The organism is Mesorhizobium sp. M2E.F.Ca.ET.209.01.1.1, from assembly GCF_004010375.2.
Classification (GTDB): Bacteria; Pseudomonadota; Alphaproteobacteria; order Rhizobiales; family Rhizobiaceae; genus Mesorhizobium.
Genome location: NZ_SADP02000001.1, coordinates 168,170 through 191,831 on the forward strand (window position 1 = coordinate 168,170; position 23,662 = coordinate 191,831).

The window sequence follows — 23,662 nt, forward strand, 5'->3', positions numbered from 1 at the left end:
GACCCTTCCCGACACAAGGTCGATAAAAAAATTCGTTGGGCAATCACGGGCTTGGTTGCCCCTCGCGCCTGGCCCGTCAGGCGCCATGCGCCTGCAGCCATCTGAGCACCAGCGTTTCTTCCTCGTCGAGGCCGGATATCAGGCGTTTGCGCTTGTTGGCCTCAGCCATTTCGTCAAGCAGGCGCCCTTCGCTCCACGCCTCGAACACCAGCGGATGGATGTAGCATTTGCGGCAGACCGCCCGGGTATTGCCCAACCGCTCGGCGACCTTGTCGACGACGCTGTTGATCACACGCTTTTGCTGCGTCTTGCTTTCCGGCAGCTCGGTCCCGGCAAACAGCGACGCGGCATGGATGGTGCCGCCCCAGGTGCGGAAATGCTTTGAGCTGAATTCGGCGCCGGACGCCTCGCGGATGTAGCGGTTGACGTCCTCCGAACGCACCGGCCGCCGTTCGCCATCCTCGCCGAGATATTGGAACAGCTTCTGCCCAGGCAGATCCTGCGCGCCGCGCACCACCTTGGCGATCCGGCGGTCGACCAGCTTCAGCTTCCATTCCTTGCCCGACTTGCCCTTGAAGGCGAAGCGCAGGCTGGAGCCGGTGATCTCGACATGACGGTCGCGCAGCGTGGTCAACCCGAAGCTCTTATTGTCGCGCGCATAGGCAGCGTTGCCGATGCGGATCATGGTGTTGTCGAGCAGCCAGACCACGGAGGCGACGACGCGCTCCAGCGGTAGCCCGCGCCGGCGCAGATCGGCATCGATCTGGCGCCTGAGGCCAGGCAGGCTTTCCGCGAAGGCGACGAGGCTGGAATATTTGACGCCGTCGCGTTCCTCGGTCCATTGCGGATGGTAACGGTACTGCTTGCGGCCGCGCTGGTCCCTGCCCGTCGCCTGGATATGGCCGTCCGGATCGGGCGAGATCCACACATCCGTCCAGGCCGGCGGGATGACGATCGCCTTGATGCGGGCGAGCGTCGTTTTGTCGACAATTCCACCACCGGCCTCGATATAGGCGAATTGCGTGCCTTTCCGCACTCTGCGGATGCCGGGATCGGCATCCGTTACATAGTTGAGCGACGTGCTCCCGGCCAAGCTGCTGGCACCGTTCCTTCGGGATTCCTCGTCCCGCGCCGAACGGTCCGATAAAGGTTGTGAATGCTGCAACATGCCGGCTCCGCGAAATGACCCGTAGATAAAGCCGCGCGCCGGTGACTTGTTCCAGAAGGTCATCAGCCCTGGTGGTCGAGCGATAAATCCGCCATCCAGAGCCCGCCGTCGTCGGCATGAGCGGGAAAGTAACCTCGTCGGGGCGGTATGGCTTCGAGGATCATTCCCGCCTCGTCCGCCAGATAGTCGTAGCCGATCTGCTGCAGGCGGCGGTCCGGATCGAGACGATTGTAGAGGTCGCGGCGCGCCACGCGCCGCTTTGGCTCGATCATCTTCAGATGATAAAGATTGAGACCGCTGTCCATGAGACTGAAACCGATATCGTCGGGAAACCAGGCGCCGTGCAGATCCTGCGCGCGGTAGCGGTCGGGGTGATAGGCGCCAAAAAGCCTGTGCTGCATCTTCCGGCCCCAAGGACCGTCGACCCGGTAGCTGGCCGGCGTATACATCTCCCGGCAGCGGAACCCCCAGGCGATGCGCCTGGATCTGCCCGTCAGTTGGCCTATACGATCGGCGACAGCGTTTTCCAGCCTTTCGTCGGGATCCATGGCCAGAACCCAATCGGCGCCCGCCTCATAGGCTGCGGCAACAAGTGCGCGCCGCCTTCGCGGCTCGTTGCTGAAAATTCCGTCCGAGGCGCGGTCGTCATAGGCGATCCAGCCGTCGACAATTGGGTTGAGGTTGGCGATCAGATCGGGCACGAGATGCTGATCGTAGCGATAGCTGAACACGGCGACGATTTTTCGCCGCGACCAAAACCATCGGCCTCGCCGCCGGCGTGTCGGCTTCATCTCGACGGTGATCATCGGCGACAGCCTGTCCTGTCGCCATGCCGGGCGCCGGTGGAGGCCCCCAGCGATTTGGCGAACAATGCCATCCACACGATCGGCATCGACAGCCTTGCGAAAATCATTTCCTTGCCGGACAGGCCCTCCTTGCCCAGCTTGCCGACATTGCGCCAGTCCCGAAAAACCTTCCGGAACGGACGCGCGGGTTTTCCGCCTTCGACGGATCCGAGATAGGCGCCGTAGCGGCGCCCACGCCGATACTGGTCGGCAAGCAGCTTGAACAGGCTCGTCTCATTGCGATGGATCGTCAGGACCCGCGGCTCCCAGACGGGTCGCAGAGCTTCCGGCAGCCTGGCCATGAATTCGGTGTCTTCTCCCGACCTCATCCGCTCGTCGAACGCCCCATATCGCTCGAACAGCGTCCGGTCGAACGAAACGCCGTAGCGTTGCGCCTTCTCGGCCGGAAGACCGGGCAGTCGTCGCATGTAGGTGACGAGATACGCCGCGCAAGCGACCGGATTGCGCGGATGGCTGTTCACCACTGCGCTCGCCACCGCCGGGATGCCCAAACGATGGCATTGCAGCCTGGTTTCCGCCCATCCCGGGCAAGCCAGACAATCATCCGCGAGAAAGGCAATAAAAGGAGCCTTGGTGGCCGCAACGCCGCGATTTCGAGCAGCGCCGGCAAACAGCCGCTCCTCGACATCGATGACCCTCACCTCGATGCCGGCATTGGCAAGAAGCGCCTTGGCGTCGCCGCCGCCGGAATTCACCACCACGACCTCAAGCGGAATATTCTGGTCGAGGACCGATCTTACCGAGTCCGCCAGTTCGGCAGGCGCCTGGAAACCAATCACCACGACGGCAAGGTCCGGCCTCTCGGCCATCAGGCGCGTTGCGGTTGGATGGCCGGCGCCGAGAACCGACGCCGTAGAGAGATCTTCAATCGATAGCGTATGCAACGCCAGACGTCCGCGGCCGCCCGTGGCGCGGCTTCGGCCACCGTAAGGAATCTTGCCGCCTTGTCGAAATCGCCGCGCGCGTAATGAACGCGCGCGATCTTCAAGGCGACGAGGCCTTCCCTGATCTTCAGCGACCGCTCCGCGATGCCGCAGGACCGGAGCCGGCGCAGCGCCAGGCGCCATTCCAGAAAGCGCGCGGCAGATCTGACCGTGAAACGATCGTCGGAGCGCTCCGCCGACACGAAATAGATGAATATCGGTTGCGTCACGATCGCAAGCGAAGCCCTGGCCATCACGCGCGCCCAGAACAGGGTGTCCTCGTCGTAGGCAAGACCTGTCGCAAATCTCGTCTCGCCTATCAGCCGCCTCGACACCAGCGCGCTGCCGACCGCGATCGACCGTATCCGTCCTTCGAGATAGGCGCAGGCATTGGCCGGTCCGCTTGCCGTGTAGCCGCCCGGCAGCTTGGTCGACCGCTCCCCGCCATCGACCCTCCGGCGGTAGGCGCCGACAGCCATGTCGGCCCTGGGTTGCGCCTTGGTGGCGGTCGCCAGCAACATGCGCAAGCCGCCTTCCAGATGAAGATCGTCAGCGTCGATCATGTAGATCCAGGGAAAGCGGGCTTGCTCCAGCGCCAGATTCCTGGAGCCGCCGGCGTCGCGGCAGCTCGACTTGATCACACGCAGCGGCAAGGCAAGCCGCAACGCCGCTTCCACCGCGACGGCGGCGGTGTCGTCGGACGATGAATCGTCGACCAGAAGCACCTCGCCGATAATCGCTTTTTCCGATGCCAGCGAGGCGAGCGTCCGGGCAATCGTCCGGGCCGCATCGTGTGCCGGAATGATGATGCTGACTGCTTCCAAACCTGTCTCCGCGCCGCAACCGATCCGCAAACGGCCGCGATCCCCGTCGATCCAATGCTCACGATATCGGCCGCGCCCGTGCTTGAGAAGCGTCTGTCGGGCAATCGGGATCGCCATTACACCTTTTCCATGGCGACCGGAATGACGTCGACCGCCTGCTCGCCGACCTGGCCGCCCGTCGTCTTCAGCACACCTACGATCGGCGCCACGTCGGAATAGTCGCGGCCATAGCCTACGGTGATATGGTCGTTGCTCGCCCGCATGCCGTTGGTCGGGTCGAATTCCTGCCAGCCGGCATCGCGCCCGCACCAGACCTTGACCCAGGCATGCATGGCATCCGCGCCTTCGAGCCTTGGCTTGCCCTTCGGCGGAATGGTGCGCAGGAAGCCGCTGACATAGCCGGCCGGAATACCCAGCCCGCGCAAGCCGGCGATCATGATATGGGAAAAATCCTGGCAGACGCCGCGCTTCAGCGCGAAGGCGTCGCCCGCCCGCGTCTGGACGGTCGTCGCCTTGCCGTCATAGGTGAAATCGCGATGGATGCGGTTGCACAGATTAACCGCCGTGGCGACCGCCGAGCCTGCCAGGCTTTCCCGCGCATAGGCCGTGATCGCGGCATCGATGCCGACATGATCGCTGGCGGCGAGAAAATGATGCGGCGCGGACGGCGACAGGGAGCGGACCGAGCCGAGTTCCTCTTTGAGCCGCTGCAGATCCGGCGAGACGTCAAGGCCGGGCTCCGGACGCGACACCGACACCCGCGCGGTCATCTTGATATCGAGGCCGTCGTGGACATCGCGAAAGGCGATCGAGGTGACGTTGTTGCCGAAGAAATCGGAAAAATCCGTGCGTTCAGATGGGTTTGGCACGAAAGACAGCGAGGCGACGACGACGCGCTGCACGCCCGCAATCGTCGGCGGCAGCACCCGCACCTGATGCCGGCTGCCACCGGCCGCGGCGTCATAGTCGTAGCTGAGGTGAAGCCTGATATCGTATAGCATGCTAACCGAAATAGGCTTTGGCGAGGCTGTTGTAGAGATTGCCGATCTCGGTCGCGAGATCATCAAGCACATCCGCCGTCATGTCCGATGGTTCCCTCACTGCGATTGCAGTGTTGAGCTGCAGGATTTCCTTGGCGGCCGTCGACATATGCCCCTCGCCGCCGACCGAAGGCAGCATGCCGATCTCGGTTTTCAGCCGCTCGAGCTGGAACAGGACCGAGCGCGGATTGAGCGGATCGAGCGCCAGCAGGTCGATGACCGTGCGTCGCCCGGCCTGCACCGGATATTGCCGGCGGTGGGTCATGACGCTGTCGCCGATCTCCAGCATCATGTCGAGCGCTCCTTCCGGCGCCCCCTTCCTTGTCAGCCGGCTGAGCGTGCGGGCGATCTGGATGCCACGTTCCAGCCTGCGGCCGATCTCCAGGAACCGCCAACCGGTGAAGCGATACATATTCTCGTGCAGCAGGCCCGAAAAGCCGGCGAGCTTGCGCAAAAGGACAGTCATCGCCCGTGTCGCATCGTCTCCGGGCGCGACCGTCTGCGCGAATTTGTGAACGGTCTTCGACAGATCCTTGAGCGCCAGCCAGCCGTCGGGCGAAAAGCGGTCGCGTATCTGGCCAGCGCTGTAGACCGCGCTGTCCAACGTGCCGATCAATCCCAGCGGTATCGCCGTTTCGACGTCGATGCCATACGGCTCGAGATAGTCCCTGATATCGGCAAGCAGCGGCATGTCCGGATCGGACGTCTCGGCAAGCCGCACGTGATAGGCGCGAAGCACGCGCAACGTGTCTTCCGAACGCTCTATATAGCGCCCGAGCCAGGTCAGGTTCTCCGCCGCGCGGCTGGGCAGGCTGCCTGGCATGGTGCGGGTGAAGCCGTCATGTTCCTGAGGCAGCAGCGTCTCGCGCTCGACCGGCTTGTCGCTGACCACCCAGACATCCGCGGCCTGGCCGCCCCGCTGCATGGCGATCGCCGTCGGGTCGAGCGAGAAGCCGACGCGGGCGAAGCCGCCGGGCATCACCGTCCAGCCTTCCGGCGTGCGCGCCAGATAGACGCGCAGGCTGGCGGGCCGTGGTTCCAGCAAACCGCCGACAAACACCGGCGTGGTCGACAGCGTCACCGCTTCCTGGCCGACGAAACCAGTGCCGTCCGCTTCGATCCGCGCGACGAGCTCGGCACGCTCGCCGGCCGACAGGGATGATCCGAGCCGGGTCGCGCCGTCGTCCTCGAAGGCGAGCCGGGTCGACAGCGCCGGGCCGACCACCATGCGATCGATGTTGGCGAGCACATGGGCGCGCTCGGTCTCCTGCCCGCACCACCAGGTGGCGATGTTCGGCAGCTTGAGGTCGTCAGCCTGCAGTTCCCGCGCGATCCTGGGCAGGAAGGACAGCAGCGCCCGCGTCTCCATCAGACCTGAGCCCAGCGCATTGACGGCCGACACCGTGCCGCGCCGGATCGCCTCGACAAGCCCTGGCGTGCCGATCTGCGAGTCCGGCTTGAGTTCCAACGGGTCGGCAAAAGCGGCATCGAGCCGCCGCCACAAGACGCCGATCGGCATCAGGCCGGAAACGGTGCGCACCATAAGCCTGCCGCCGGACACGGTCAGGTCCTCGCCCTCGAGCAGCATGGTGCCGAGATAGCGGGCGATATAGGCGTGCTCGTAGTAGGTTTCATTGAGCGGCCCCGGCGTCAGAATGGCGACACGACCGCCCGACTCCTTCGCCATGCCGTTCAACGCGTCGCGGAAACGGCGGAAGAAGCCGGCAAGGCGGTGCACATGCATCTCGCCATAGATATCCGACAGCGCGCGCGTGGTGGCGACACGGTTCTCCAGCGCGAAGCCGGCGCCCGACGGCGCCTGGGTGCGGTCACCCAGCACCCACCAGCGGCCATCCGGTCCGCGGCCGAGCTCGAAGGCGACCATATGCAGGAAATGCCCGCTAGCCGGCCTGATGCCGGCGATGGGGCGCAGATATTCCGGGCTCGCCGCGATCAGCCCGGCCGGCAGGATGCCCTTCTCGATCAGCCGGTTCGGCCCATATATGTCGGCCAGGATCGCCTCGAACAGGTCTGCGCGCTGGACCAGTCCGGCGCTGATCTCAGCCCATTCCTTCTCGTCGATCAGCAGCGGGACGTAGGCGAGCGGCCATTCCCGCTCATTGGCGCCTGCCTTGTCGTAGACGCGGTAATAGACACCGGCATCGCGCAGATACTGGTCGGCGCGGGCAAAACGCTGCCCAAGCCGCTCCGCCCCCAAACCGTCGAGCGCGTCGATGAAGGAGCGCCAGGCCGGACGCGGGCTGCCCAACGCGTCGACCATTTCGTCGACGACGCCTTCAATCGGCCGATAGCGTTCCAGCAGGCTTTGCGCCCGCGGCCTGCCGCCCGCCCGTTTCTGATTCCCCTTGGCCATTGTCGATCAGAGTCTCGCCGGCCGCCTGAGGTCAAGGGTCATCGGGAACTCTTCAGAGACTTCTTCGTCACGCAACACATAGCCGCCGGGCGTGTGACCGCGCGGTTCGAAGCGGGCGAGGCGCCGGGCCTCGGCCTCGTTGCCGTTGACGGGGAAGGTATCGTAGTTGCGGCCGCCCGGATGCGCGACATGGTAGACGCAGCCGCCGACCGAGCGGCCCGACCAGCGGTCATAGATGTCGAAGACCAGCGGCGTGTTGACCGGCAGAGCCGGATGCAGGCCCGAGGCCGGCTGCCAGGCCTTGAAGCGCACCCCGGCCACCGCGACCTCGCGGTTGTCGGTGACCTTCATCGGCACGATGCGGCCGTTGCAGACGATGGCGTGACGCTCCGGGTTGAGCCCCTCGGTCCGCACTTGCAGCCGCTCGACCGAGGAATCGACGAAGCGGACCGTGCCGCCGATGGCGCCCTGCTCGCCCATCACATGCCAGGGCTCCAGCGCCTGCCTCAATTCCAGCTTGACGCCGGCATGCTGAACCTCGCCGCAGAAGGGGAAGCGGAATTCGAGCTGGGCCGCGAACCATTCGGGGCGGAAGTTGAAGCCGTTGAGCTTCAGATCCTCCAGCACGTCGAGGAAATCCGCCCAGACATGATGCGGCAGCATGAAGCGGTCATGCAGCGACGTGCCCCAGCGCACGAAGCGTCCGTCCAGCGGGTTCTTCCAGGCGCGGGCGATGATGGCGCGGACCAGCAACTGCTGGGCGAGGCTCATACGCGCATTGGGCGGCATTTCGAAGCCGCGGAACTCCACCAGCCCCAGCCGGCCGGTCGGGCCGTCCGGCGAGAACAGCTTGTCGATGCAGATCTCCGACCGATGCGTGTTGCCGGTGACGTCTGTCAGGAGGTTGCGGAACAGCCGGTCTACCAGCCAGGGCAAAGGTGCCGCGCCCTTGTCCGGATGCGGCACCTGCGCCAGCGCGATCTCCAGCTCGTATAGGGAATCGTGACGCGCCTCGTCGAAGCGCGGCGCCTGGCTGGTCGGACCGATGAACAGGCCGGAGAACAGGTAGGACAGCGACGGATGTCGCTGCCATTGCAGCACCAGACTCTTCAACAGGTCGGGCCGGCGCAGGAACGGGCTGTCATTCGGCGTCGCGCCGCCGACCACGACATGGTTGCCGCCGCCGGTGCCGGTGTGGCGGCCGTCGATCATGAACTTGTCGGTGCCCAGCCGCGACTGCCGTGCTTCCTCGTAGATCGCCGTGGTGGTGGCGACGCATTCGTTCCAGTTGGCGGCCGGGTGGATGTTCACCTCGATCACGCCGGGATCAGGCGCCACGCGGATGACGTTGAGGCGCGGATCGTGCGGCGGGGCATAACCCTCGATATGCACCGGCAGGCCGATGGTCTTCGCCGCGTTCTCGGCCGCGGCCACCAGTTCGAGATAGTCTTCCAGCGCCTCGACCGGCGGCATGAACACGCAGAGCCGCCCATCGCGCGGCTCGACGGTGAGCGCGGTGCGCACCGCGCCGCCGATCTCCGTGATCTCCTGCTCGACACGGTCCTGCTGGCCGGTCGCGGCCGTGAAGGACACCGTCTGCTGGCGACGCGCCATTTCATCGGCGCCTTCAGGCTCTGCTGGAGTGGCTTCCGACAGGATTTCGGCGCGCGTCGGTAGCGGGCCACGCGGCACCGAAGGATCGACCGGCACGATGTAAGGGAACTGTGCCGGCGGCACGTAGGGTAGCGTCCCCAGCGGCAGGCGATAGCCGACCGGGGAATCGCCGGGCACCAGGAACAACCTTCCGCGCCTTGTCTTCCATTTTTCCGAGCGCCAGCGCTGTCCGGCGGCCTGGCTGTTCCAGCGCTGCACCGGCAGTACATAACCCGATGGCTTGGTCAACCCGCGCTCGAAGACACGCGCCATGCGGCTGCGCTCCTCCGGGTCTTCCAGCTTCGAATTGGACGGATCGACATTGTCCGGCAACTTGCCTTCCTTGAGCAGCCATTCGGCCGGATCCTCATAGGCCTCGCTGACCATCGCCTTGTTGATGCCGAGTTCGCCGGCGATCGCCGTGAGCAGGCTTTCGGCCTGTTCGGGTCCGACCGCGGCATTGCCCTTCTCCCGCGCGATCAATGACGGGTCGCGCCAGACCGGCTCGCCGTCGGTGCGCCAGTAGAGCGAGAACGTCCAGCGCGGCAGGCTTTCGCCGGGATACCACTTGCCCTGGCCGTAATGCAGGAAACCGCCCGGCGCGAAGCGCTCGCGCAGCCGGCGGATGAGCTGGTCCGCCTTGTCGCGCTTGGTCGGACCGACGGCCGCCGTGTTCCATTCCGCGGACTCGAAATCGTCGATCGACACAAAGGTCGGCTCGCCGCCCATGGTGAGCCGCACGTCCTCCTCGCGCAGGACGGCATCGACCTTGTTGCCGAGAGCATCGAGCGCTTCCCAGCTCTCGTCGGAGAACGGCTTGGTGATGCGCGGATGCTCGGCGATGCGGTCGACCCGCATGTCGAAGCCGAAATCGACATTGGCGAAGCTTGCCATGCCGGAGATCGGCGCTGCATTGCGGTAGTGCGGCGTCGCCGCCAGCGGCACATGGCTCTCGCCGGTCAGCAGGCCGGAGGTCGGGTCGAAGCCGATCCAGCCGGCGCCTGGAAGATAGACCTCGCACCAGGCATGCAGATCGGTGAAATCGACCGACGTTCCGGGCGGCCCGTCGAGCGAAATCAGATCCGGCTTCAGCTGGATCAGATAACCGGAGACGAAACGCGCGGCGATGCCCAGATTGCGCAGGATCTGCACCAGCAGCCAGCTGGAATCTCGGCACGAACCCTTGGCCGCGGCGAGCGTCTCCTCCGGCGAGAAGACGCCGGTCTCCATGCGCACGATATAGGCGATCTCGCGCTGCAGCCTGGCATTGAGATCGACCAGGAAATTGACGGTGTTGGTCGGGCTGCGGTCGATGCTGTCAAGGAATTTGGACAGGAGCGGCCCGACCGGCTCCGGCTTCCGGTAAATGGCGAGGTCTTCCCTGATCTCCTCCGGGTAATCGAACGGGAAATTCTCGGCCGATTCCTCAACGAAGAAATCGAACGGATTGTAGACCGTCATGTCGGCGACGAGGTCGACTTCGATCTTGAGTTCGGTCACCGGCTCCGGGAAGACGAAGCGGGCCAGGAAATTGCCGTAGGGGTCCTGCTGCAGATTGACGAAGTGGTTCTTCGGCTCGACCTTCAGCGAATGGCTGAGCACCTTGGTGCGCGAATGCGGCGCCGGCTGCAGCCTGATCACCTGGGGACCAAGCACCACCGGCCGGTCGTATTTGTAATGGGTCAGGTGATGGACGGCTGCCAGAATTGCCATGGTACCCCGGAGTTCGGCGTTTCAGTCGCCGAACCCTGACATAAATGCTGGCCATTCTCCAAGCAGAGATGTTGCGCTGCAACTAAATTAAGCAGCGTTGCCGGCTAAGGTGTGTCGAAATTCAGGTCAGGCCGAGCCGAAACCAGGGGTTTGCGAGAACCGGAGCGGAGCGTACATTTCATTACGTGAGCACCGGAAGCGCAGGAAACCGCTGTTTGCAGGCCGGCCTCACCTGAATATCGGCATACCTTAGAAAAACGCCTGAATGCCCGTTTGCGCCCGTCCGAGGATCAGCGCATGCACGTCATGCGTGCCTTCATAGGTGTTCACCGTCTCCAGGTTCTGCGCGTGGCGCATGACGTGGTAGCCGATCTGGATGCCGTTGCCGCCATGCATGTCGCGCGCCTGGCGGGCGATGTCGAGCGCCTTGCCGCAATTGTTGCGCTTGACGATCGAGATCATCTCCGGCGCCATCTTGCCTTCGTCCATCAGCCGGCCGACGCGCAATGAGCCCTGCAGGCCAAGCGCGATCTCAGTCTGCATGTCGGCGAGCTTCTTCTGGAAGAGCTGCGTGCCGGCAAGCGACTTGCCGAACTGTTTGCGGTCGAGACCATATTGCCGAGCCCGGTGCCAGCAATCCTCCGCCGCGCCCATGGCGCCCCAGGAGATGCCGTAGCGCGCGCGGTTGAGACAGCCGAACGGACCGCCGAGACCCCTGGCGTTGGGCAACAGCGCCTCCTCGCCGACCTCGACCCCTTCCAGCACCACCTCGCCGGTGATCGACGCGCGCAGCGACAGCTTGCCGCCGATCTTCGGCGCCGAAAGCCCCTTCATGCCTTTCTCCAGAATGAACCCGCGGATCTGGTTGTCATGCGCGGCCGACTTCGCCCACACGACGAACACATCGGCGATCGGTGCGTTGGAAATCCACATCTTGGAACCGGAGAGCCTGTAGCCGTTCGCGGTCTTCTCGGCGCGCGTCTTCATGCCGCCCGGGTCGGAGCCGGCATCCGGCTCGGTCAGGCCGAAGCAGCCGATCCATTCGCCGGACGCCAGCTTCGGCAGGTATTTCTTGCGCTGCGCTTCCGAGCCATAGGCATGGATCGGATACATGACCAGCGACGACTGCACGCTCATCATCGAGCGATAGCCGGAATCGATGCGCTCGACTTCCCGCGCCACCAGCCCATAGGTCACATATCCGGCGCCAAGCCCGCCATATTCCTCCGGAATGGTGATGCCGAGCAGACCCGCCTCGCCCATCTCGCGAAAGATCGACGGATCGGTCTTCTCGTCGGCATAGGCTTCCTCGATACGCGGCGCCAGCTTGTCGGCGGCGAATGCCGCCGCCCCGTCACGCACCATGCGCTCATCCTCGGAGAGCTGGTCCTCGATGAGAAAAGGATCGTTCCAGACGAAGGCGTTCTTCTCGGCGGCCATGGCCTCGGGCTCCCAGTATTTTTGATGTGCCGGGCTTATCCGCCTGCGCACGCGAAAAATCAAACGAAATTGCATCACGCATTGATGAGCGTTAGTAATGGATCATGAACGTTCAGCGCCGCCTCTTGCCGAACACCGCCGCGCTTGCCGCCTTCGAGGCCGTGGCGCGGCTTGGCTCCTTCACCGCCGCCGCGCGTGAGCTCGATTTGACCCAAGGCGCCGTCAGCCGCCAGATCAACCTCTTGGAAGAACAGTTCGGCCGCCGGCTGTCCGAACGCGACAGCCGCAACGTTCGGCTCTCAGTCGCAGGCGAGATCTACGCCGAGGCGGTGCGCTCGGCGCTCGGCCAGTTGCGCGACGCCGCGCTTGGATTGATGAGCAATCGGCATAGCGGCGTCCTCAACCTTGCGATCCTGCCGACCTTCGGCACGCGCTGGCTGATGCCGCTGATCCCGGATTTCGTCGCCCGGCACCCGGACATCACCATCAATTTCGCCACCCGCATCGGACGGTTCGACTTCGCCCGCGAGCGGCTGGACGCCGCCATCCATCACGGCATGCCCGACTGGCCGGACGCCGACTGCACGCTTTTGATGCGCGAAACTGTGATGCCGGTAGTTTCGCCCGAATTCCTGGCCACCCGCGCCATCGTCGCGGCATCCGATATCAGTCGTCTGCCGTTGCTGCATATGGCAACCCGCCCCGGCGCCTGGAGCAAATGGTTTGAGTATCAGGGGCTGGAGGCGCCGACCGGGCCCGGCATGCAGTTCGAGCAGTTCGGCACGGTCGCGCAGGCCTGCATGGCGGGCCTCGGCGTGGCGCTGCTGCCGGAAATCCTGATTGCCGGGGAATTGCAGCGCGGCCAATTGGTGCCCGCGCCGGGCCAACCGATGCAGAGCCGCAGCGCCTATTACCTGGTCGTACCGCACGACAAGCGCGGCCACCCGCCGGTCGCAAGTTTTCGCGACTGGCTGCTGGGCCAGATCGGCAAAGAGCCAGCAGTGCTGGCCTGGTAGCTACTTGCGCTTCATCGCCTCGGCGAGCGCCGCGCCGAACGCGCCCTGCGAAGGCCTTTCCGGCTGGCGCTGCGGCGCCGGCGAGCGCGGCATCGGCTTGCCACCGCCATTGTCGCGCGGGCCTCTCGGCGCACCACCCTCCCCGCCATCCTTGCGCATCGACAGGCCGATGCGCTTGCGCTTGATGTCGACATCGACGACGCGCACCTTCACCACATCGCCCGCCTTCACCACCTCATGCGCATCCTTGATGAAGCGGTCGGCGAGTTGCGAGACATGCACCAGCCCGTCCTGGTGCACGCCGATATCGATGAAGGCGCCGAAGGCGGCGACATTGGTGACGGTGCCTTCGAGCAGCATGCCAGGCTTCAAATCCTTGATGTCGTCCACCCCTTCCGCGAAGGTCGCCGTCTTGAAGCCAGGGCGCGGGTCGCGTCCGGGCTTTTCCAGCTCGGCGATGATGTCGCGCACCGTCGGCAGGCCGAAACGCTCGTCGACGAAGACGCGCGGATCGATCGCCTTGAGCGCGGCGCTGTCGCCCATCAGCGCGCGCACGTCGCGGCCGCAAGCGGCAACGATCTTCTTCGCCACACCATAGGCTTCCGGATGCACCGAGGACGCATCGAGCGGCTCCGCGCCATTCGGAATGCGCAGAAAACCCGCGCTTTGCTCGAAGGCGCGCGGCCCGAGCCGCGCCACCTTGAGCAGGTCCTTGCGGCTGGCAAACGGCCCGGCCGCATCGCGATGCGCGACGATCGCCTCGGCGAGCGACGGCCCCAGTCCCGAAACCCGCGCCAAGAGCGGCGCTGACGCCGTGTTGAGGTCGACGCCGACGGCGTTCACCGCGTCCTCTACCACCGCTTCCAGCGATCGGCCGAGCCGGTACTGATCGACATCATGCTGGTACTGGCCGACGCCGATCGATTTCGGCTCGATCTTGACCAGTTCGGCCAGCGGATCCTGCAGGCGTCGTGCGATCGACACCGCACCGCGCAGCGAGACATCCAGGCCGGGGAATTCAGCCGCTGCCGTGGCCGACGCGGAATAGACCGAGGCGCCAGCCTCGCTGACGATCACCTTGAGCGGCTTCGGCCCGGCACCGGCCGGCAAGTCCGACAGCATGTCGGCCACCAGCTTCTCGGTCTCGCGGCTGCCGGTGCCGTTGCCGATCGAGATCAGCTCGACCTTGTGCTGGCGGATGAGGGCGGCAAGTTCGGCCTGCGTGCCGCGCACATCGTTTTTCGGCGGGAAGGGGTAGACCGTCGTCGTCGCCACCAGCTTGCCGGTGCCGTCGACCACCGCCACTTTGACGCCGGTGCGGATGCCGGGGTCGAGCCCCATGGTCGGCCGCGAGCCGGCGGGAGCGGCCAACAGCAGATCCTTCAGGTTGCGGGCAAAGACATGGATCGCTTCTTCCTCGGCCCGCTCGCGCAGATCGCGCATCAGATCGAGCGTCAGATGCAGCGACAGTTTGATCCGCCAGGTCCAGCCGGCCACTTCCGTCAGCCATTTGTCACCAGGCAAACTGCCGCCTATCGTATAGGCATTGGCGATCATGCGCTCCACCGGCTTCACCGGCGAGGCGTCGTCGGCATCGACCTCGATGTCGAGCGACAGCACCTCCTCGTTGCGGCCGCGCAGCATGGCCAAGGCGCGGTGGCTGGGCACGCCGGACCAGCGCTCGACATGATCGAAATAGTCCGAGAATTTCGCGCCGGCCTCCTGCTTTCCGTCGACGACTTTCGCGCGCAGGAAGGCGCGTTCCTTCATATAGGCTCGCAGTTTGCCGACCAGATCGGCATTTTCGGCGAACTGCTCCGACAGGATGTCGCGCGCGCCTTCGAGAGCCGCCTTGGCGTCGGCCACCTCTTCGGTGACATAGGCGAGCGCGAGCTCGGCGGGCACTTTCGAGCGGTCGGCGAGGATCGCCTCGGCGAGCGGCCCGAGCCCGCGCTCCCTGGCGATCTCGGCCTTGGTGCGCCGCTTCGGCTTGTAGGGAAGGTAGATGTCCTCGAGTTCCGCCTTTGTGGCGGCCGCCGCGATCTTGGCTTCCAGTTCCTCGGTCAGCTTGCCCTGCTCGCGGATGGAGCTGACGATCGTCTCGCGCCGCGCATCAAGCTCGCGCAGGTAGGCGAGCCGCTCGGAAAGGTCGCGCAACTGCGTGTCGTCGAGCCCGCCGGTGACTTCCTTGCGGTAGCGGGCCACGAAAGGCACCGTCGCGCCTTCGTCCAGCAGCCCGATCGCAGCTGCCGCCTGCTCCGGTCGCGCGCCGATCTCTGTCGCGATGATTGCTGCGATGCGCTTGATGTCCGATGCCATGCTGGTCCCTGTCGAAAAGAGCGGCGACCATAGGCCGGGAGAGCCGCTACGCCAACCGCGCCGGTTTCAATCGGCGCCAAAGGTCCACAGGAAACAGCCGAACGAGAGAAGCAACGACCGGCTCAAACCATTCCGCTCAAAGCTTCGAAGAAGGCAACAACCTGCTCGTCCAGCCTGTCATCCACCGGTTCCGGCTGCGACGACATCTTGGCGATGACCACTTCCGTCCTCGGATTGACGTAGAGCCACTGGCCGTGAATGCCGATGCCGCAGAAGGCGGCGCTGTCATGGCCGGTCTGGTACCATTTGTTGCGGTAGCGCCCCTTTGGGAACAGGAACGCCATCGTGCCGCGCTGCCAGGCCTCAAAGCTGCCGCCGGTGGCAACCGTGTCGCGCACCCAGGCTTCCGACACGATGCGGCGGCCGTTCGCCATGCCGCCCTGCCGCATCATCTCGCCGATGCGGGCGAGGTCGCGCGGCGTCATCGACATGCCGCCGGCGGTGCGCGCCGTGCCTTCCATGTCGACCGTCACCGACATGTCGCTCGCGGCACCCAGCGGCAGCCACAGTTTTTCGGCGAGCAACTCGGTGACGCGCATACCCGACGCCCGCTCCACCAAGATGCCAAGCATGTCCGAATTAGGCGATCGATAGCGATAAGTCTGCCCGTGCGGCTCAGCGAGACGCTGCAGCGTCAGCAGGAATGCTGCAAGGCTTTCCGACCCGCCGCCCGGATTCCACAAGGTCGAACGGCGATAACGGGCAAACGCGCTTTCCGGATCGAGATAGGCTTCCTCGAAATCGAGGCTGACCGTCATGTCGAGCACGTGGCGCACACTCGCATCGCCATAGGCCGAGCCCTTGGCCTCGGGGATGTAGTGCGTCACCGGCGCGTTGGGATCGAACAGCCCCTCGCCTTCCAATATGCCGGCAAGAATGGCGGTCACCGACTTGCTGATCGAAAAGATGATGTGGCGGGAGCCGAACGGCATATGCGGCGCCGACCAGTCGCCGACCAGCTTGCCGCCCTTCAGGATCGTCAGCCGGTCCGTATCGGAGCGCTTCAAGAAGCTCTGGACGGTTTCGCTGCCGCCGGCGAGCGATATGTTCTCCTCGAGCAGCGCACCGAGCGATTTTGCCTGCTCCTCGCCGCCGGGCGCAGCCGAGACATGCACGCTCGGCACCAGTTCGCCGACATTCTGGAACGACCATCGGTTGAACGGCGAAAGCCGCCAGGTCTCAAGCCGCACATCCTTGCGGGCAAAGCCATACTGGATCTCGAACGCGGTTTTGCCGTTCATGATGCTCTCGCGGTTGCTATCTTGGGGTGCTCAGGCCAATGCGGCGGCGATGGCGTGCACCGCCTTCAGCGTCGCCACCGAATAGGCGGCGTTGAGGAAATCCGGATAGGTCGAGAGCTTCACCACGACCATCCTGTGTTCCCAGCTCATATGGATCAATTGGCCGAACACGCCGCGGCACATCAGCGAGCGCGAGCGCGAATCCTCGATCCAGAACTGGTTGCGGTAGCTGCCGTCCGGAAGGCTCGGGCTGAAATCCGACCCATGCCTGCCGCTGCGCGTCGCCTCGATCCAGTCGGCCTGGATCACCCCGCCGCCATTGTCGAGGATCAATTGCCCGAAGCGGCCATAGTCGCGCAGCGTCGCGTTGAAGCCGCCATCGGCCAGCGCATAGCCGGCGCTGTCGACGGTGAAGCAGGCGCTCTCATCGGCGCCGAGCTTCTGCCAGAGCTCTTCCGAGACGAGCTGCGCCAGGCGCTTGCCGCTCACGCGTTCCATGATGAAGGCGAGCACGTCGGTCTCGATCGAGCGGTATTCGAAAGCCTCGCCATGCGGGCGCACTCTGTCCTTCAGCCGCAGGATCAGCTCGAACATGTGCGAGGGCCACGCAAAGTCCGGATCGCTGCCCGGCGGGATCGGCTTCCAGCCGGTTGCGACATCGACCTGGCCGATCTCGGAATAGCGGTCGGTGTATTCCTCGGAAAAGCGCACGCCCGTCGTCATGTCGAGTACGTGCTGCACGGTGGCGCCGGCCCAGCCGGTCTCACCGAGCTCCGGAAGATAATCGGTAACGAGCTTCGCCGGATCGATCAGGCCGCGCCCGACGAGGATGCCGCACACCGACCCGGTGACCGACTTCGCCATCGACTGCGACAGATGCAGCGTGCGCTCGTTCATGCCGTTGAAATAGCGCTCATAGGCGAGTTTGCCGTCCTTCAGCACCAGGAAGCCGTCGGCATAGGTTTCGTCGAGCAGGCCGGCGAGCGTCGTCGGCGCGCCATTGCTGTCGACGACGGCCAAATCGTCGAGGTCGACCTCCGCGCGTTCGAGGCGATGGCGATGGCCGCTGCCGCGCCAGACCTCGACGGTCGGCAGGAATTCGCGGATGTGCTGGAAGGCCCAGCGGTTCCATGGCGGCCTGTCCCAATCAAGCTTCGGCGACACCAGCTTCGGCGGCGAGCCTTGCATGATCGGCGGCCGCGGATCGGAGTTGCGGTAGGAATCCATGACCAACTACCCTGACAACATGAAAACGGACCCGTCGGCACGTGCCGACGGGTCCGTTCAAGCAAAATGGCTACTTCTGCAGTTCGGTCCAGATCTTGGTGTAGATATCCTGGACCTCGGGAGCACACATCCGCTGGAATTCGCCGCGCGGCTTGGCGTCGGCCGGAATGATCACTTCCGGAGCATCCTTCATGTCGGCCGGCATGTATTTGTCCGAGCCGGTGATGGCGTTGGCGTAGCGGTGGAAAGCCGAAAGACCGGCAGCATTTTCCGGATCCATGATGAAGTTCTGGAACAGCTTGGCGTTCTCGACGTTCTTGGCTTCCTTGAGGACAACCACATTGTCGCTCCACAGGCCAAAGCCTTCCTTCGGATAATTGTAGTGGATGGCCGGGTTGGCCAGCCGCTGGCGCAGCGCCGAGCCGTTCCAGTCGCTGGTCGCCTTGAAGTCGCCGGCGCCCATCTTTTCGATGGTGTTGTATTCCATGGCGATCCAGTTCGGCTTCGCGGCTACGAGCGTGTCACGCACCTTCTTCAAAAGCGCCTTGTCGTCGGTGCATTGCTGGCCGCCAAGATATTTGATGGCCGCGAAGATCACATCGTTCATTTCGGGAACGACATTGACCTTGCCCTTCAACTCGTCGGGCGTGTTGAAGATAACGCCCCAGGTGTCTGCCGGACCTTTGTAGGCATCGGTGTTGACCACGACGCCGACCGTGCCCCAGGCCCACGGCACGGAGTATTTGCGACCGGGATCGAATTCCGGATTGGCCCATTCCGGCGCGACGTTCTTGAAGTTTTCCATCTTGCCGGGATCGGTCTCGAGCAGGAGGCCCTCCTTGATCCAGATCGGAACAAAAGTCTGCGACGGCACCGCTATATCAAAGCCGGTGCCGCCCTGGCGGACTTTGGCCAGCGCCGTGTCGTTGGAATCGTAGTCGGTGATGGTCACCTTGACGTTGTATTTCTGCTCGAACTTCTTGATCACGTCCGGGCTGGTGTAGTTGCCCCAATTGTAGATGTTCAGGACACCGTCAGCGCGAACGACGCTTGTCGAAGCGAGCAATGTCAGCGCCATGGCGGTCGCTGTTGTCTTCCAGTTCATGCTTTGACTCCCATTGTCTGTTCAGTCTTGTTTCCTGCTGACGAAGAAAAACAACGTGACGATCGCGACCGAAAGCAGCAGGAAGGCGGTCGATATCGCGTTGATCTCGGGCGTTATCCCTCGGCGAATCTGGCCGAGCATGTAAGTGGGCAGCGTGTCCTGGCCGCCGGACTTGACGAATTCGGTGATGACGACGTCGTCGAGCGAGATGACGAAAGCCAGCATCAGCCCTGCCAGAATGCCGGGCCACAGCAGCGGCAGCGTGACGCGGCGAAAGGTCTGCCAGGGCGTCGCATAGAGATCGGCCGCGGCGCGTTCCAGGGTCAGATCCATGTTTTCCAGCCGCGCCCGGATGGGCAGATAAGCGAAGGGAATGCAGAACGCCGTATGGGCCGCGATGAGGTAGCCGAGGCCCGAGTAGCCGCTAAAAATCTTGACGCGCGAGAAGAAGATCAGAAGCGCCACGCCGGTGACGATCTCCGGCACCATCAAAGGCTGGTTGATCGCCGCATATTTGAAAGTCAGTCCTCGATACGGAGCCGTCCGAGTCGTCGCCAGCGCAGCCATCGTCGCGGCAATGGTTGCAAGCACGGCCGCGACGGAGCCGATCTGGAAGGACAGCAAGGTGGCATCGATGACCTGCGTGTTCTGCCACGCCGACTGAAACCATTTGAGCGAGAAGCCACCCCATTCGGAGGTCGATGTCGCGGCGTTGAACGCATAGACGACCAGCACCACGATCGGCATGTAGAGAACCACGAAACAGGTCGCGGCGACGGCGGTGAAGCCGGGCTGGTGCTTGATGGAGAAATTAGCCATGGCGCACCTCGGTCCGTCCGGCGTTTCGAACGTAGGCAAGCAGCGCCACCATGACGATGATCATGACGGCAATCGACAGCGCCGAGCCAAGCGGCCAGTTGCGGCCCTGCCCGAACTGCAGCTCGATCAGGTTTGAAAGCATCATGTTCTTGCCGCCGCCCAACACGACTGGCGTGACATAGGCGCCGATCGCCGGGATGAAGACGAGAATGGATCCCGCGATCACGCCAGGCTTGACCAGTGGGAAGATTATGCGCCGCAGCACCTGGAAACGATTGGCGTAAAGATCGTAGCCTGCTTCGACCAGCCGGAAGTCGAGCTTTTCCATGCTGGCATAGATGGGCAGCACCATCAGCGGCAGGTAGACATAAGCCATGCCGATCAGGATCGCGGTATCAGTGAACAGGATCTGGATCGGGGCCGAGATGATCCCCGCTTTGATCAGCAGGGTGTTGATGATGCCCTCGTTGCGGATGATCTGCAGCACCGCGAACGTGCGGATAAGCAGGTTGGTCCAGAACGGTATGGTGATCAGGAAGAGCCAGATGTCGCGGGTTTTCTCGCTGCGTGTGGCCATGAAATAGGCCGTGGGAAACCCAAGCGCCAAAGTGGCGATCGTCGTCACCACGGCAAGCTTGATGGAGCGCCAGAAGATGGTGATGTGGGCGGCCGCCAGCGAGAGCGTGTCGTCGAAGATGTCGCGCTCCATGAACACCGACACCCAGGCCTCAGGCGAAAACTGCCATTTCACATCGCCGTAAGGACCGGGCGTCAGGAACGAATAGATGAGCACGATCAGCAACGGCCCGGTCGCCGCCAGCAGGATGATGAGGAGCGCAGGCGCCGACAACAGCCAACGCGTGCGCACGTCGCGTCGCTCCGCTTCCTTCGCGACCTGTTCCGCGTTGGCCATCAGTCCCTCAGCACTTGTGCTGCGTCGTTGCCGATCGAGATGCCGACCGCGTCGCCGACCTCGAACCCACAGCCGGCGGTTCGGGTGTTCTGCTGGCGCACGGTGAACGCCTCGCCGCTGTCCAGTTGCACATGGATATGCGTGTCGGTGCCGAAATAGACGACGTTCGCGACGGTGCCAGACAGATCGCCCCTGCCCTTGATCAGCTTGGCATGTTCCGGCCTGACCACCACGGTGGCGCTGTCTTTAGGCTGGAAGCCGTCGGCTACGGTTGCCTCGATGACGGCGCCGGACTTGAGCGTCGCTCGCGCCTTGCCGTTGCCCATGTCGGCGACGGCCGCGGTGAGGAAGTTGGTCTCGCCGATGAAGTCGGCGACGAAGCGTTCCGCGGGCTTGTCGTAGATATCCCAGGGCGTGCCGACCTGCAGGATCTTGCCGGACGACATCACCGCGATGCGGTCGGACATGGTCAGCGCTTCTTCCTGGTCGTGGGTGACGAAGATGAAGGTGATGCCGGTCTCGTGCTGCAGCCGCTTCAGTTCGATCTGCATTTCCTTGCGCAGCTTGTAGTCGAGCGCCGACAAGGGTTCGTCGAGCAGCAGCACCTTCGGCTGCGGCGCCAGCGCGCGGGCGAGCGCCACGCGCTGCTGCTGGCCGCCGGAAATCTGGCTGGTGCGGCGCGCCTTCAACGGCTCCATCTTGACCAGCTTCAGCATCTGGGCGACGCGGGCCTCGATCTCGGCTTTCGGCTTGCCGAGCATCTCCAGCCCGAAGCCGATATTCTGCGCCACCGTCATATGCGGGAACAGCGCATAGCTCTGGAAGACGGTGTTGACCGGGCGTTTGAAGGGCGGCAGCGGCGCGATGTCCTGGCCGTGCAGCAGGATCTCGCCGGCGGTCGGGAAGTCGAAGCCGGCAATCAATCTCAGCAGCGTCGTCTTTCCGCATCCCGACGGGCCGAGCAGTGTGAAAAACTCGTTCTCGCGGATCGACACCGATACCGTGTCGAGGGCGGCTACCTGGTTCTCGCCGGTTCCGAAAACCTTGCGAACACCGCGAACTTCGATCGCGTTCTTACCCGGTTGTTCCGGCACGATTACCCCATTGAGAAAGCCTGCTCTTTCCGGCAGGTGTGTTCCTGTTTGATTGTCACCATAAGCCGTGCGGCTTGGCAACTGCGGAGCTGCTACCTGATTTTCAAACGCAATTCCCATGCCGCACCTCAGGCCTGGTAGGTGATCTTCCCTCCACAGATGGTGGTCACCGGGTGCACTGTCTGCAGCGCTTCCGGCGCCGTCGCCTCGATATCAGCCGACAAGACGACGATATCGCCGAGGTAGCCGGTTTTCAGCCGACCCTTGCGATCTTCCATGAACTCCGCATAGGCCCCCTCGACCGTGTAGCCCTCTATTGCCTCCCGCAGGGAGAAGCTCTGGTCGGGCATGCCTTCTGCCCAAGGCTTGCGCATGACCGCCGCCTGGATGGACAGGATCGGATCGACCGGAGAAACCGGCCAGTCGGAGGCGAACACCACGCGCGCGCCGGCATTTTTCAGCGTACGCCAGGCGTAGCTCAACGGCCACTTGTCGCGACCGATGCGGGAGATCGTCGGCTCCATCGGGAAGTTCATCGCCCCCGGCGGATGCGCCGGCTGCATCGAAGCCAGAACGCCAAGTTCGGCGAAGCGCGGCACGTCGGGAGCCGTGATCACCTCGATATGCTCGACGCGGTGGCGGCTGTCGCGCCTGCCGTTCCTCTTCGCCGCCGCCTGATAGCCATCGAGCACCGCGCGAACTGCCCCGTCGCCGATCGAATGCACGGCGATCTGCAACCCGCGCCTGTCGGCCTCGACCGCCACCTCGGCGAAATGCTCAGGCGAAAACAGCGGCTCGCCGCGCCAGCCGGGACGGTCGGCATAGTCGTCGACCATCACCGCCGTCCAGGAATCCAGCACGCCGTCATAGAAGACCTTGACCATGCCGGAGGACAGCCACTCGGAATTGTAGGCCGCCGCCATGCGCGAGGCCTTTTCCAGCATTTCCAGCTTCATGAAATTCTTGAAGTGGAACGGGATTTTGGTACGGCAAAGCAACCTTTCCTCTTTCTCCAGACCGGCCAGAAGCTCAAGCTGGTAGAGGTTGCCGTCCATGTTCTGGATCGAGGTGATGCCGTGCCTGGCGCACCATTCAAGCCCGCGATGCATCAGGTCGCGATCCGCCGCCAGCTCGTTTGCCGTAGGATGGGGGTCCGGCTCGACTCCCTCCAGGCCAAGCCGCGCGCGGTTCGCCCCGTAGTGGTCGAGGACCGGCCCGAAGGCCTCGCTCTCGCGCAGCTCGCCGGCGGCAAGCCCGTCGGCGCCCATGACGATCTCGTTGCCCTGCCCGACTTGCCTGCCATTGAGCAGGCCGGCCTCTTCCAGCGCCTTGGTGTTCGCCCACATCGTGTGATGGTCGGACGCCGACATGACGAAAGGCCGGTCGGGAATGATGCGATCGAGATCGTGGCGCGTCACCGGCTCGGGCAGGATGGCGTAATCGACGCCGGCGCCTATCAGCAGCCTGGCGTCCGGGCGCTTCGCGGCGAAATCCTGGATCGCGTCGCGCAGCGCGTCGAAGCCGTGCACGCCCGCCAGATACAGGTTGTCGAGCTCGGCCGCGCCGCCGAAGAGGTGCATATGAGCCTCGATAAAACCCGGCAGCACCGACCCGCCCTGGGCGTCGACAATTTTTGTCGCTGGTCCTTTGAATTCTTCGATGGAAGCGCGGTTGCCGATGGCGATGATGACGCCGTCCTTGACGGCAATAGCCTCAGCGGCGGGATTGTCGTCGTCCATGGTCAGCACACGGCCGTTGACGACAATCAGATCCGCACCACCAACCGACATCGCGACTCCACATTTTGCTGAGGGACCGACAACGCCACACCCGACAAGCGGCCGCTCCACCGGGGCGACGCCATGGA

Annotated in this window: 17 protein-coding genes; 1 reads left to right on the forward strand and 16 read right to left on the reverse strand. The window is 64.2% G+C overall.

Annotated features, from left to right (window positions below; all coding sequences use genetic code 11):
• Window positions 1-76 precede the first annotated feature (76 nt).
• The 8 genes from EN852_RS00895 to EN852_RS00930 form a co-directional block, all read right to left on the reverse strand.
• On the reverse strand, window positions 77-1,168 hold the full coding sequence (locus EN852_RS00895) for a DNA topoisomerase IB (RefSeq protein WP_127874547.1): 1,092 nt from the start codon (window positions 1,166-1,168) through the stop codon (window positions 77-79).
• Window positions 1,169-1,230: 62 nt separating this feature from the next.
• Window positions 1,231-1,974 (reverse strand): hypothetical protein, encoded by a 744-nt coding sequence (locus EN852_RS00900; RefSeq protein ID WP_127874548.1) that lies wholly within the window; start codon window positions 1,972-1,974, stop codon window positions 1,231-1,233.
• A complete protein-coding gene (locus EN852_RS00905; protein WP_127874549.1) occupies window positions 1,971-2,843 on the reverse strand; it encodes a glycosyltransferase family A protein in 873 nt (290 codons plus the stop codon). The genes EN852_RS00900 and EN852_RS00905 overlap by 4 nt, the downstream gene beginning before the upstream one ends.
• Window positions 2,843-3,781 (reverse strand): glycosyltransferase family 2 protein, encoded by a 939-nt coding sequence (locus EN852_RS00910; RefSeq protein ID WP_127874550.1) that lies wholly within the window; start codon window positions 3,779-3,781, stop codon window positions 2,843-2,845. Before EN852_RS00910 ends, EN852_RS00905 begins: the two co-directional genes overlap by 1 nt.
• A gap of 116 nt (window positions 3,782-3,897) precedes the next feature.
• Window positions 3,898-4,782, reverse strand: coding sequence for a transglutaminase family protein (locus tag EN852_RS00915; RefSeq protein ID WP_127874551.1), 885 nt, complete (start codon window positions 4,780-4,782; stop codon window positions 3,898-3,900).
• Between the two features lies 1 nt (window position 4,783).
• The gene (locus EN852_RS00920) at window positions 4,784-7,195 is read right to left on the reverse strand and encodes a circularly permuted type 2 ATP-grasp protein (RefSeq protein ID WP_127874552.1); all 2,412 of its coding nucleotides are present in this window, start codon (window positions 7,193-7,195) and stop codon (window positions 4,784-4,786) included.
• Window positions 7,196-7,201: 6 nt separating this feature from the next.
• A complete protein-coding gene (locus tag EN852_RS00925; RefSeq protein WP_127874553.1) occupies window positions 7,202-10,561 on the reverse strand; it encodes a transglutaminase family protein in 3,360 nt (1,119 codons plus the stop codon).
• 249 nt (window positions 10,562-10,810) lie between these two features.
• Complete coding sequence (locus EN852_RS00930) at window positions 10,811-12,001, reverse strand: acyl-CoA dehydrogenase (RefSeq protein ID WP_127874554.1); 1,191 nt, start codon at window positions 11,999-12,001, stop codon at window positions 10,811-10,813.
• A gap of 104 nt (window positions 12,002-12,105) precedes the next feature.
• Between EN852_RS00930 and EN852_RS00935 the strand changes: the two genes are divergently transcribed.
• Window positions 12,106-13,017, forward strand: coding sequence for a LysR family transcriptional regulator (locus EN852_RS00935; protein ID WP_127874555.1), 912 nt, complete (start codon window positions 12,106-12,108; stop codon window positions 13,015-13,017).
• Here EN852_RS00935 and EN852_RS00940 read toward each other — a convergent pair whose 3' ends face one another.
• From EN852_RS00940 to EN852_RS00975, 8 genes are all read right to left on the reverse strand, one after another.
• The gene (locus EN852_RS00940) at window positions 13,018-15,336 is read right to left on the reverse strand and encodes a Tex family protein (RefSeq protein WP_127874556.1); all 2,319 of its coding nucleotides are present in this window, start codon (window positions 15,334-15,336) and stop codon (window positions 13,018-13,020) included.
• 122 nt (window positions 15,337-15,458) lie between these two features.
• Window positions 15,459-16,637, reverse strand: coding sequence for a serine hydrolase (locus tag EN852_RS00945; protein WP_127874557.1), 1,179 nt, complete (start codon window positions 16,635-16,637; stop codon window positions 15,459-15,461).
• Window positions 16,638-16,667: 30 nt separating this feature from the next.
• Entirely contained in the window at window positions 16,668-17,864 is a 1,197-nt protein-coding gene (locus EN852_RS00950; RefSeq protein WP_127874558.1) for a serine hydrolase, read from the reverse strand.
• Between the two features lie 70 nt (window positions 17,865-17,934).
• Entirely contained in the window at window positions 17,935-18,969 is a 1,035-nt protein-coding gene (locus tag EN852_RS00955; protein WP_127874559.1) for an extracellular solute-binding protein, read from the reverse strand.
• Window positions 18,970-18,990: 21 nt separating this feature from the next.
• The gene (locus tag EN852_RS00960; RefSeq protein WP_127874560.1) at window positions 18,991-19,788 is read right to left on the reverse strand and encodes an ABC transporter permease; all 798 of its coding nucleotides are present in this window, start codon (window positions 19,786-19,788) and stop codon (window positions 18,991-18,993) included.
• A complete protein-coding gene (locus EN852_RS00965) occupies window positions 19,781-20,701 on the reverse strand; it encodes an ABC transporter permease (RefSeq protein ID WP_127874561.1) in 921 nt (306 codons plus the stop codon). The genes EN852_RS00960 and EN852_RS00965 overlap by 8 nt, the downstream gene beginning before the upstream one ends.
• Window positions 20,701-21,795, reverse strand: a complete 1,095-nt coding sequence (locus EN852_RS00970) for an ABC transporter ATP-binding protein (RefSeq protein ID WP_127874562.1) — start codon at window positions 21,793-21,795, stop codon at window positions 20,701-20,703. Before EN852_RS00970 ends, EN852_RS00965 begins: the two co-directional genes overlap by 1 nt.
• Window positions 21,796-21,923: 128 nt before the next feature.
• Window positions 21,924-23,585 carry an amidohydrolase gene (locus tag EN852_RS00975; protein WP_127874563.1) on the reverse strand — a complete coding sequence of 554 codons (1,662 nt, stop codon included), beginning with the start codon at window positions 23,583-23,585 and terminating at the stop codon, window positions 21,924-21,926.
• Window positions 23,586-23,662 lie beyond the last annotated feature (77 nt).